10 protein-coding genes are annotated in these 12434 nt (G+C 42.0%); 7 read left to right on the forward strand and 3 right to left on the reverse strand.

What is annotated here, in order from left to right:
- The first annotated feature begins 55 nt into the window (after positions 1 to 55).
- The 7 genes from V7L07_RS03950 (at position 56) to V7L07_RS03980 (ending at position 9197) form a co-directional block, all read left to right on the forward strand.
- Entirely contained in the window at positions 56 to 3910 is a 3855-nt protein-coding gene (locus V7L07_RS03950; RefSeq protein ID WP_335055265.1) for a CHAT domain-containing protein, read from the forward strand.
- Between the two features lie 360 nt (positions 3911 to 4270).
- Positions 4271 to 4450 carry a hypothetical protein gene (locus tag V7L07_RS03955; protein ID WP_335055267.1) on the forward strand — a complete coding sequence of 60 codons (180 nt, stop codon included), beginning with the start codon at positions 4271 to 4273 and terminating at the stop codon, positions 4448 to 4450.
- Positions 4451 to 4453: 3 nt separating this feature from the next.
- Complete coding sequence (locus tag V7L07_RS03960; protein ID WP_334980317.1) at positions 4454 to 4636, forward strand: hypothetical protein; 183 nt, start codon at positions 4454 to 4456, stop codon at positions 4634 to 4636.
- 31 nt (positions 4637 to 4667) lie between these two features.
- Positions 4668 to 6353 (forward strand): M14 family metallopeptidase, encoded by a 1686-nt coding sequence (locus V7L07_RS03965; protein ID WP_335055269.1) that lies wholly within the window; start codon positions 4668 to 4670, stop codon positions 6351 to 6353.
- Positions 6354 to 6498: 145 nt separating this feature from the next.
- Positions 6499 to 6657: a hypothetical protein gene (locus tag V7L07_RS03970; RefSeq protein WP_335055271.1), complete on the forward strand. Its 159-nt coding sequence runs from the start codon at positions 6499 to 6501 to the stop codon at positions 6655 to 6657.
- A gap of 74 nt (positions 6658 to 6731) precedes the next feature.
- Positions 6732 to 7067: a GNAT family N-acetyltransferase gene (locus V7L07_RS03975; protein WP_335055273.1), complete on the forward strand. Its 336-nt coding sequence runs from the start codon at positions 6732 to 6734 to the stop codon at positions 7065 to 7067.
- 444 nt (positions 7068 to 7511) lie between these two features.
- Positions 7512 to 9197 (forward strand): fasciclin domain-containing protein, encoded by a 1686-nt coding sequence (locus V7L07_RS03980; protein ID WP_335055275.1) that lies wholly within the window; start codon positions 7512 to 7514, stop codon positions 9195 to 9197.
- A 563-nt stretch (positions 9198 to 9760) separates the two neighbouring features.
- On the opposite strand, the gene V7L07_RS03985 is transcribed toward V7L07_RS03980, so the two are convergent.
- The 3 genes from V7L07_RS03985 to V7L07_RS03995 all read right to left on the reverse strand — a co-directional run bounded on the left by V7L07_RS03985 (position 9761) and on the right by V7L07_RS03995 (position 12166).
- Positions 9761 to 10363, reverse strand: a complete 603-nt coding sequence (locus V7L07_RS03985) for a hypothetical protein (protein ID WP_335055277.1) — start codon at positions 10361 to 10363, stop codon at positions 9761 to 9763.
- A 45-nt stretch (positions 10364 to 10408) separates the two neighbouring features.
- Complete coding sequence (locus V7L07_RS03990) at positions 10409 to 11434, reverse strand: glucokinase (RefSeq protein ID WP_335055279.1); 1026 nt, start codon at positions 11432 to 11434, stop codon at positions 10409 to 10411.
- 84 nt (positions 11435 to 11518) lie between these two features.
- On the reverse strand, positions 11519 to 12166 hold the full coding sequence (locus V7L07_RS03995; RefSeq protein WP_335055281.1) for a histidine phosphatase family protein: 648 nt from the start codon (positions 12164 to 12166) through the stop codon (positions 11519 to 11521).
- Positions 12167 to 12434: the final 268 nt, after the last annotated feature.

Genomic DNA, 12434 nt, shown 5'->3' on the forward strand with positions numbered 1-12434 from the left:
TTTTTAACACAACGATGGCTACAATCTAGAAAAACAAAATCCAAGAGTGTGGCAGATGCTCAGGCGGATATCGCAGTCGCTTAAAAGGTTTTTAAAGCGCCTCATTGCAAGTAAACAGACTACTTCTCTCAAGGGTGTGAGAGGACGCAATCTGGTGGGAATACTACCAGAACTAACCAATGCGGATCTGGAACAATTGTTTATCCAATTGTTAGAAGGCGTGCATCAAGCACGAGGACGACAGTGGGCATTGAGGTATCTGCAACGGGTTGAAAATCGCATTCCAGCTGAACGCTGGATAGATTGGTTGGTGATGTTTGGTGAAAGCTTGCTAGCTTCACCTACACCAAATCCTCTTTTAGCAACACAGATGGTGCAATTAGGGGAACTTGGTGTTGGCAGAATTGGAGATGTTGCTTATGACATTGGCATTCGGCTAATGCAAAATTTACCCACAGAAATAGAGTATCAGGACAATCAGCCACAAGATGACGGAGAAATAACTCCTGGGCAAGAACTGATCGGCGATTTGGGCGAGCAGTTATGGGAGTATGATGAGCCAGAGTTTGTAGAAATAACTCCTGGGCAAGAACTAATCCGCAATTTAGGCGAACAGTTATGGGAGTATGATGAGCCAGAATTTGTAGAGATCACCACAAATGAAGAAATTATTATCCCAAGTTCCCCTGGACAAGAGCTAATCCGTAGCTTAGGCGAACAATTATGGGAATATGATGTGCCAGATGTTGAACCAATCACGTCAGCACCTCAAAATGTCTCTTTTGAGGAAAGATTACCGGAAAATTTAGAGGAACTGGTATTGGAGTATGAAGGGGAAAACGCCCAAACCACAATATCTGAAAACGTTCCTCTCCCCCCACTGGAAGATTCAATCACTTCCTTAGCCCAACTGAGGTTCGGCGATGAAGAAGTTGTTCAAATTACAACACCAGCAAATCTCCTTTCCACTAGGCAAAAGACTGAATTAGCAACGTCTTCCTCGGTGGAAACCTGGGATAATACTTTGACGAATTTAGAGCCAAATGTAGCTAATACCTTAGATGAGTTGTGGGTAAGGTTGGATCAAAGTACCAATTTAGTCCAGCAACTTGCTTCGGATTTGGCAGTTCAAAGTAGCAATTCCTCTGCTAGTATTGAGCGACATGGCGATAATCCGATTACCCATGCTCAAGGGTGGTTTTACCAAGGTCTAAGCCAAGCGAAAACAGGTGATTTGTTAGGCGCGATCGCATCCTATGACCAAGCCATTGCAATGCAGCCCGAATTTTCAGAATATTGGTTTAACCGAGGCTTAACGCTGTTCCATTTAGAGCGTTTTGAAGAAGCGATAGCGTCTTATGAAACAGCCATAGAATTGAAACCAGACTTCTACAAAGCTTGGTACAACCGGGGTGGAACTCTCGGAGAATTAGGGTATTTTGAAGAAGCGATCGCTTCTTTTGATAAAGCTATAGAAATTAAGCCAGACTACCAAGAAGCTTGGGCTAGCAAGGGTTTGGCACTGCTGAAATTAGGTTGGCTACCAGAAGCTATTGCTAGTTATGACCAAGCCCTGAATCTGGAACCAGAAGACCAGGAAAACTGGTATCACCGAGGCATCGCCCTAGCTGTCAGCGAACAATTTGCCGAGGCGATTATATCTTACGACAGAGCTATAGAAATTAACCCAGAGTACCACGAAGTTTGGATAGACAGGGGTGTAGTGCTGTTTAATTTGGGAAGATGGTCAGAAGCGATCGCCTCCTGGGATAAAGCCCTGTCAGTTCAAGCTGATTTCTACTTAGCTTGGTACAACCGGGGTATAGCATTAGACAACTTAGGACGTAGAGAAGAAGCGATCGCCTCCTATCGGCAAGCGATCGCCATTAAACCCGACTTCCACCTAGCTTGGTATAATCAGGCAGTAGCATTGTTTTATTTAGAACAATTTGCCGAAGCGATCGCTTGTTATGACAACGCTTTGCAAATTAAACAAGATTATTGGGAAGCTTGGATTGGTCGGGGAACTGCGATCGGTAATTTAGTAAACTCTGACGAATTGCGGAATTTATCGAGTAGTATCACAGCGACCAATCCCGCCTTACTACAGGGCGGCTACGAAGGAAAATTAGCCAGCTACGAGGAAGGTTTAAAGCATCTGCGGACAGATACCCATCCAGAAGGTTGGGGTAGATTGCATTTTGCGATCGCTAATACTTATTACGACCAAGGCAAAAAACACCCCAATCCCCGCGATTATTGGCGCAAAGCCGCGTCTGAGTACCATCAGGCGCTATTAACCCTCACACTAGAATATTTTCCCCAGTTGCACTTAGAGGTTTTGCAATCTCTAAGCAAAGTGCTGATGGGTTTGGGACAAACGACACAAATTCCAGAATTACTGCAACGCGGTACAGATTTATTGCGACAATTACTGAGTGAAGAAACTCGCTCAGATGAAAGTAAAAAACAACTAGCTTTGAAATTTGCAGGCTTCGATCAATTGGCAGTAGATTTAGCCGTCGAGTCTGGTGATCTAGTAGAAGCTTGGGAAATTGCCGAACAAGGCAAAAATACTTGTTTAAACTGGCTACTTTATGGCTGGAATGATCATATTTATTCGCCTTATTATGATGCAATTCAACAACTATTTAATCCCACAACAGCAATTATTTACTGGCATATTAGTCCAGTTGCTCTACAGACTTTTATCCTCAAAGATCAAGCACCATCACCGATTCTGCTCTTTACACCGATGCAAGATGTTGGGGGGGTATCTTTAGGAGAAGATGCTATTCGTCTAAATGAATTGCCCCTACCCGAAGCAGTACAACGCCTAATTGAATTTGAAACTTGGTTAGAAGATTGGCATCAAAAATACCAAGAATATCGCAGTATAGCCCAAGATAAAGAAAGTAAAAGTCACCATCCTTGGCGAGTTGAGATGGAAGAAAAGCTGTTGCAACTGTATGAAATCCTGAATATTTCCACAATTGCCCAGGAACTCGAAGGCATCACCCAACTGGTTTTAATTCCTCACCGTGACTTATACAGATTGCCCATTCATACACTTTTCCATCTCTCTTCTGAAAATAGCGAAGAATTACCGAATGTGGAATCAAATTTCACCGTCACTTATTTACCTAATGCCCAAATAGGTTTATCAATCAGAACTGAGGATATTTGGCAGTGGCAAAATAAGTTATTGCTCAGTGTTGAACATCCTGAGAGTACAGCTTATCCGCCGCTTAAATTTGCCAAACTGGAATCTGAAATTGTTAGTCAGATGTTCAATAATATCCAACGAATCCAGGGAGCAGAAGCTACAAAAAGCCTTGTTGTAAATGCTTTATCTGAGAATTACAACATCTTACATTTTACGGGTCATGTCACTAATAATTTAGTTGAACCTAAAAAATCAGAATTAGCATTAGCAGGTGAAGATAGACTTACACTAGATGAAATCTACCAACAAAATCTCACAAGTTACAACCTTATTACCCTCTCTGCCTGTGAAAATTTAATTGCTAACAACTACACCAGTAGCGAATACGTGAGTTTAGCGAGTGGTTTTGTCAGTCAGGGCGTACCTCATGTAGTGAGTACTCTCTGGAGTGTAGAATCTTCGGCTAGTGCTTTGGTAATGATCGAGTTTTACCGACGATTACAGCCAAATAAATCAGCCGTTACTGCTTTAGCTGAAGCAACACAATGGCTGAAAGAACTAACTGCTGGAGAACTGACAAAATGGTATGAAGATATCTTAAATAATCTGCATCCAGAGGAAGTAAGAATTCAAACTTATTTAGCAACACAACTATATAGAAATAGTAAAATGGCATCAGATAAAATTCTTTATAACCATCCTTACTACTGGGCAGCCTTTACAATTACAGGTAAACCTAATTAATCCTTTGAAACTTCTATTTCAGCCATAAAATTAGCTAGATACTTATTTTTAGCTTCACCTCTCTAAAAAGCTCAATAACCTCAGTAAAATCGTCTAATTACATACAAAAAATACAAAAATTGTATGAATTCGCTGTGGTCTGAAAGTTTATGCTAGGAGTGAAGATTAAAAATAAATATGAAATCAGAAACAAGAAATACATTACTTAAAGCTTAGAGGATGTTTTAAAAGTGGGTGGCTGTAATTTTAGGCACTTATTGATCCCCCCAACCCCCCTTAAAAAGAGGGGGGCAAAGTCTCTAAAAGTCCCCCTTTTTAAGGGGGATTTAGGGGGATCTAAAACGTTTTGCTACCGAGCAAATGACTTTTAAAACATCCTCTTACGCAGAACTACATAAGATTATTGAAGAGTTATATGAAGCTCATGATAGAGCAATAGAGAACAATGATTTTGACGATGCTAGTTTGTTGGCTAGTCGAGCAGATAGACTTTATGAAGAAGTCGAAAATTTAGAAATCATCATCTCAGAATTGGAGTAGATAATGAAAACAATTGAAGAATTAAAAACTCGGATCAAAGAACTCAGTAGCCAAGCTGTAAAATTTAGTAAAAAAGCAACTGAAGTGTGTTTGACAGATCGAGAACAAGCTAAACACTTCAGACAACAAGCTAGAGAAGCTAGTAAGCGCTGTCAGTTATTGATACAAGAATTAAAACGGCAATAGGTTTAAAATAATTCGTATTCAGGGGTTTATTATGCCAGATGTTCGGTTTGATAAATACTATCGTTATGAAGACTTAACACGTATTCTGCACAGTTATGCTGAAGAATTTCCCCAACTAGTACGCATAGAAAGTATTGGCAAGAGTTACGAAGGACGTGACATCTGGCTATTAACAGTTACCAACTTTGCCACTGGCGCACATCAAGAAAAACCTGCCCTCTGGGTTGATGGCAACATCCACGCCACTGAATTAGCACCGTCAAGTGTTTGTCTATATCTTTTGCAAACGTTAGTTACAGCTTACGGTACTCACCCAGAAATTACCCGTTGTTTGGACACTCGCACCTTTTACATTTGCCCCCGTGTTAATCCTGATGGTGCTGAATTGGCATTGGCTGACAAACCAAAATTTATTCGCTCTGGTACTCGTCCCTATCCCCATGATGAGGAAGGCAACGACGGGTTAGTGATGGAAGATATCGATGGCGATGGTCGGATTTTACTGATGCGAATCTCTGATGATAATGGGGCTTGGAAAGTTTGTCCAACTGAACCTCGCCTGCTGGTGCGACGCGAACCCACAGAAACAGGTGGTCAGTATTATCGCGTACTACCAGAAGGAAATATCAAAAATTACGACGGAGTTCAGATAAAAATTCAGCGTTCTAAAGAAGGGCTAGATTTAAACCGGAATTTTCCATTTTTGTGGCGGCAAGAATCTGAGCAATTTGGGTCTGGCCCCTATCCTACATCTGAAACAGAAGTGCGATCGCTAGTTCAATTTATCACTACACATCCTAATATTACAGGAGCGATCGCCTTTCATACCTTTAGCGGTGTTTTCATCCGTCCCTACACCCACCTCAGCGACGATGAATTCCCCGTTAATGACCTCCGCACCTATCAACGTATTGGCGCTAAGGGTACTGAACTCACCCAATATCCAGCTATCTCAGCCTTTCATGATTTTCGCTATGACCCCAAAGACGTAATTACAGGTACATTTGACGACTGGGCTTATGAATATCAAGGTCTATTTGCCTGGACAGTAGAAGTCTGGAGTCCGCAACGCCAAGCTGGAATTAATGATTATAAATACATCGATTGGCAGCGAGAACACCCTGTAGAAGATGACTTGAAGATGCTGCACTGGAACGATGAAAAACTTGCAGGTAAGGGCTATGTAGATTGGTATCCCTTCCAGCATCCCCAACTCGGTCAGATTGAACTAGGCGGCTGGGATACCATGTACGCTTGGACAAATCCACCCCCTGAGTTTTTGGAGAAAGAAATAGCCCTTTTCCCAGAATGGCTAGTTTGGCACTTGTTAATATCTCCTCGTTTAGAGATTTACGAAGCCAGTGTCCACAAATTGGGTGATGATACTTATCAGGTACGATTGGTTGTGCATAACACAGGCTGGTTGCCCACCAATGTCACCCAAAAAGCCTTAGAAAAAAAGCTGGTGCGGGGCTGTATCTGTGAAATTGAACTGCCTCCTGGGGGAACTTTAGTAACGGGTAAACCCCGTGAAGAGTTAGGTCAATTAGAGGGACGAGCCTACAAGCCTTCAACTCCCATTAGACGGCACAGCGATCCTACCAAGGATCGGGCAAAGGTGGAATGGGTGGTGCGTGTGCCCCAAGGTAGCACAGTTAAACTGCTAGCCCGTCATGAACGTGCTGGAGTTGTTCGCACTGAATTAACATTCCCATGATTTTGATATTTATCGGACTTACGCAATAACTCTCTAAAACTCTTATCCCTTTGCGGACTTTGCGTACTTTGCGGTTCGTTTTTTATTATTTTGCATAAGTCCTGATTTGAAATTTTCAAACATACTTCCTGGCGTAATTACGTTTTTGTCTAAACCTATAATTACCGTTCGCCTGATTAGGCGTGACGAACTTCCTCAACTTCTGGCGTTGTATCACCACCTAAACCCCATCGATGCCCCTCTACCGGCTGATGATGTTTTACAATCCATTTGGGATGCGATTTTAAACGATCCCCGTTTGTAAGCTGTTTCACATTCAACTTGCATAATTAGGGCGGGCAAGATGCCCACCCCACAAGAGTGATATGAATTTTGGATATGCAAACTAGATGTGGTTTAGCTTATTACATTGTGGCTGATGTAGATAACCAGATAGTCGCAACGTGTAACTTAACTATTGTTCCCAACTTGACTCGTGGCGCACGTTCATACGGCATTATTGAAAATGTAGTCACTCACCCCAATTATCGACGACAGGGATTAGGTACGCAAGTACTGCATTATGCCTTAACTTTGGCATGGCAGCAACAGTGTTATAAAGTGATGCTTCTGAGTGGCTCAAAGCGCGAGGAGACTTTGCACTTCTATGAAAAAGCAGGGTTCAAGCGTGGGTTAAAAACCGGATTTGTTGCCCTAGTTCCAGAGGAGTTGTGAGCCAGATTGATACAGATGAGACATCTTTTCCAAGTCCTAGTTTATCTTTGGATTCTTTTTTATAAAATCGTCTTTTGCAAACAACTTAATTCTTAGCCAAAGAATTTAGCACAATCAGGCTCGAAATTTTTGATTGCGATCGCTAATTTTTGGTCTAGAATTTGCAAATTTTCCGTCAGTGACAACTATCTAAAGAGTGAAAGTTTTTCCTCAAAGTCTAGTCTTGAGTTAGTTGCATAGTCTTGATCAAAGACTAATAATAAATTATATTACCAAGACACGTTTTATTTCTTAAATCTTGCTAAAAATCATGATGCATTGAGCTTGTCAAACGGGTTTTATATCGAGGCAAACCAAATAATCATCTGGATATTTGTATTTACTTAACCCTGAATCCAGTATTTTCCAATAGTCAACCGAAGAAATTGAAAAGAGGATATTTCCATGTCTAGTTTGTTTCGTTGGTCATCAACAAAAGTTGCTTTCCTAGTTCTGGGAATGACGGCTGCTACAATATCTCCCATTGTAATTTCTGCCCCAGCTTCATCTCAAACTACTGTTCCATCTACTACCCCATCCACTACCCCACCTGCGACACCAGCACCGACTTCAACAGTTAACTTGTCTGATGTCTCCTCAGATTATTGGGCGCGTCCTTTCATTCAAACCCTGGCTGACAATAACATAATTGCTGGCTTCCCTGATGGCAGTTATCGGCCAAATCAACCTGTGACTCGTGCTGAATTTGCCGCCTTGATTCAAAAAGCTTTCAGTAACCAAAATCGAGTTCGGCAATTAAGTCCAGGTGGGTTTAGTGATGTTCCTGCTAACTACTGGGCTGCTTCTGCAATTCAAAACGCCTACGAAACTGGATTTTTGGCAGGCTATCCTGGCAACGTGTTTAAACCAAATCAAGAAATTCCCAGAGTGCAGGGGATTGTTTCTTTAAGTAGTGGCTTGGGTTTGTCTGGTGGCGATGCTAATACTCTCAGTAGTTACTACAACGACGCTTCAGCTATCCCCAACTATGCTGTTAATAGTGTGGCAGCAGCGACACTAGGTAATCTTGTTGTGAATTACCCGGATGTGAAACAACTTAATCCGCAACAGTCTTTAACTCGTGCTGAAGCGGCGGCGCTATTATATCAAGCTTTAGTTAAGCAGGGAAGGCTGCAACCCATTGCTAGCAATCTTCCAGCTAGTCAGTATGTTGTCGCTGGAACTCCAACCAGTACTGATATTGTTTCTCTTGCTGCATCCAGTAGTTCTTTTACAACTCTGACTTCTTTATTAAAGACATCGGGTCTAGCAGATGTTCTTCAACAGCCAGGCCCTTATACAGTATTTGCTCCCACCGATCAAGCATTTGCGGCTTTGCCTGCTGCTACTTTACAACAGTTACAGCAACCAGAGAATAAAGAAGCATTGATTAAAATTTTGAGATATCATGTGGTTCCCGGTGCGGTAACTGCTAGTCAACTCTCGTCTGGGAAACTGGAAACCGTTGAAGAAAAACCTGTAAATATTCAAATCGATCGCGCCAACAATCAAGTCTCGGTGAATAATGCCAGAGTACTCCAGGCGGATGTTAAAGCTAGCAATGGTATTATCCATGCAATTAACCAAGTCCTGATCCCGCCTGATGTTAACATCAGTCAGTTAAATCAACCGCCAACAGGAAATAATGGTACGCCTGATGTCACAGTAGGTAGAGCTACTCGTGGTGGCAGAAGCTATGTCGGAGTTGCTGGTAACATTGGTTTGACCGGAGACAGTACAGCTTTAGGCGAGGGTAACTTTGCAGTGATTAGCAAAGTTGGTCTGACACGTAATATCTCAGTGCGACCATCGGTAATATTTGGGAACAATACACTGTTTCTGGTTCCCGTTACTTTGGATTGGTCTCCTAGCACAGCAGGTTCAGTGGGTCAGGAAACATTTTCTATATCTCCTTATGTGGGTGCTGGTGTAGCTATTGCCGCTAATAACAATACTGATTTTGGATTACTGCTAACTGGTGGTGTAGATGTTCCTCTCGGTTCTAAATTTACACTAACGGGTAGTGCAAATGCTGCTTTTGTCGATAATACTGATGTAGGAATACTATTAGGAATTGGTTACAACTTCTAAATAGAAGTACAACAATACAGTAGTATAGCGGTTCTCGTTTGGATGCAATACACAATAGGGCACAGCATTGCTGTGCCCTTACAAATAGTCTGTATTCTATGCAATTAAGAACCGCTATAGTCTGTCAGTCAATAAATAATTGATGGATAAATTACAGCAGTTTTCATGTATTTGAACCACATCTGTCGTCAGGGCACAGCAATGCTCATTGGTGTCAACTTAAGCTAAAACCCTTTTCAAATCTCGTTTACAGCCTCCGGCTGGAAATGCTGCTCCTGACGGCTCTGCCGCTATTTCAGACTTGCGGTACTAGCCTTTCCACGCGGAGGTAACGGAAGCCTCAATTTCACGAGAGCATTCCAAATAATATAAGTTAACGTGAGTTCGACAAGTGTTATTTGACCTCTCCCCTAGCCCCTCTCCGTGTCGGAGAGGGGAGCAAAAAGCTTAATTTTTCGTTGCTCCTCTCTTTCCGTTTCGGAGAGGGAGAGGTTCATCGAACTCACGTTAAGTTATATCAAACCCACCTTATAAATTGGGATTCTCCCGATGTTAGAGTTATTTCACTTTTTCAAAACTACATGGAAGGAATTTAAATACCCATTAATAGTTTTAGCTAATGTCTTCTGCTGTTTTTTTGTAGTTATTGCCATTACTTGATATAATCTGCCTTCGGCAACATACATTCTACTTTTAGTGATTTTCCCTCCAGAATTAATATACTCAATTTCTTTGCCAGGATGATTATTAGAACTACGAATGTTTCGTTGACTAATTAAATTACTTTTCGTAGTCTTTAAAGCCATATCCCGTGCATTATTAAGTACAACTTGGGGATCAGCCATTTGACCATAACTATAAGGAAAATCATTGTAAGCAACTATGTATGCTACTTGCTGTTTTGGTGGTTGAGCGACAAATATTTCTAAGGTAATTTCCCCCATGTAAGTTTTTTGGTATTCGGTATTTCTGTTGGGGTTTCCTGGCATCAAAATACTAAAGCGTCCATCGGGAGCGTTGTACAATTTCCATTGTGGCTGCACGGGTTGAGAAACTGTTGGTTTGACAACAGCCACCGGAGGTTTGACTGGACGCGCTTCCACCAAAATAGAGCCACCACAGACAATGGTGGCGGCGATTAGTGGCAGCAGACTTTTAACTGTCATAAGTTTTACCTTTTGAGATGCCGATCTCACTGATGATGCTAGCTGTTATAACCTAGCAGCACATAAAGCAGCACCAATTAGGCCGACTTGCGAATTGAGGATTACATACACGGGGATCTCTTCCAGGAGGCGGCGCATTCTCCCTTTTTGGGTGAAATTTAATAAGAAACCACTGTTTTGAATTAAGGGCAAGATTTTGGGCGCAATTCCGCCAGCGATGTATAAGCCTCCGTAAGGTAGGAGTTTCAAGGCGAGATTACCGGCTTCTGCACCATAAGCATCTATAAATAATTGCAAAGTTTGTTCCGAGAGGCGATCGCTACCTTGCAATGCAGCTGTACCAATAGCAGCACCAGGATCAACGCTTTTCTCTTCCTGTCCCGCTTCTTGTTCCCAAGTTCTGACGATTTGGGCAATATCTGGTGATTCGGCGGCAAATTTGCGATCGCGCAAAAATTGGTAAATTGCCACAATTCCCATCCCAGAAACCACACGTTCTACAGAAACGCGCTGGATATCATGTTTACCCAGCAGGTATTTCAACAGTTGAAACTCAATCTCGTTCCGAGGGGCAAAGTCAGCGTGTCCACCTTCTGAGGGAAAAACTTGATAATTGTTTCCTTGTTTAATTAAAAATCCTTGTCCTAAACCAGTACCAGCACCAATAATGCCAATGGGGGCTTCGGGTTGAGATTTGCCAACTTGTAACGTGTGCAAGTCTTGTGTTTGTAAACCTAAAATACCGTAGCCAACGGCGGCGAAGTCGTTAATCAAAGAAATATGCGAGATACCTAATTCTTGTTGTAGACGTTCGGTATCTAGGAACCAGATTAAATTGGTTAGCTTGGCAGTATTTTTGACAATAGGTCCGGCGATCGCAAAACAGGCCTTTTCTGGTATTGGTGTATTAGCTTTGACCAAAAACTGCTGCACTATGGGTACTAAATCGGGAAAATCAGCACTGTGGTAACTTTCCTGATAAATAGTATGTAAAGTTGGTGAATCTGATGTTTCAACCAATCGCAGAATAGTTTTCGTACCGCCGATGTCTCCTGCTAGTAACAATGTCATAGAACTTATTCGCGAATTAATTACTTTTTTTGTAGGATATACCCAACGTACCAGAAGCCATGAACGCAAATCTCTATCAAAGGTTTAAGCAAATCGAATAACTTCTTCTATGTGGGTTAAATGCGAAGTATCTCCCGTTAGTTCTAATAACCACTCTGGGTCTTGGCGTACCACTTTTACCAGGGAACACAAGGAAGCCTTGACCTCTGTTTTGGCAATTTCCCCCACTAGCCCCATTGCCCCGCCCAACACAGATGCACCATGCGCCACTAGCAGGATATCCTCTGGAAAGAACTCAGTAGCTAAACATCTCGCAGTTTGCCCAGAACGTTCTCGCACTTTTTCGTGAGTTTCAGGATATTTAGCAGCGATGCGCGAGGTATAGCTGGTGTCAATTCTGGGGAATAACTCTGCTAAGGCTCGAGTTGAGAGTCTTTCGGGTTCTTCTGTCATCCAAACTGGATTTAGCCATTCACTCAAGCCTGTTTCGAGTTTGATTGGCAATTTGAGCATTTCTGCAACTGCATTTGCAGTTTGTACAGTTCTCAGGAAAGGGGAAGCGAAAATATGGCCAATATTTTCTTTTTTCAAACGTCTAGCTAACTGCTGTGCCTGAAGCATACCATCATCAGACAAGGGTGGATCGTAGCGTCGTTCGGCAGTGAGAAACCAATCGGGGTTTACGAAGTCGAGGCGGTTAGCGTGTCTTGCTATCCAGACTATTTGACTCATGGGTTTAATGATTCCGGTGAATAGAATTCGCCGCTAAACAAATAATAGATATCTGCAAGAGGGCTACAAATATTAATATATTATGACAAAATCGTAATAATATTTAATAATAATAATGATTAGGAAAAGTTATCAGTATAAATTAGTTATAATAGTTCTGGTTTGGCTGCAACATCAGGTAGAGCTACAGGGTTGCTCATGGGTGTCAACCTAGAGCTAGACAAAATTCTCTAAATCAGCTTCAATCATAAATTCCCAAGTATTAGCA

Origin of the sequence: Nostoc sp. (assembly GCF_036916985.1) — a bacterium.
In the GTDB taxonomy this organism is placed as follows: domain Bacteria; phylum Cyanobacteriota; class Cyanobacteriia; order Cyanobacteriales; family Nostocaceae; genus Nostoc.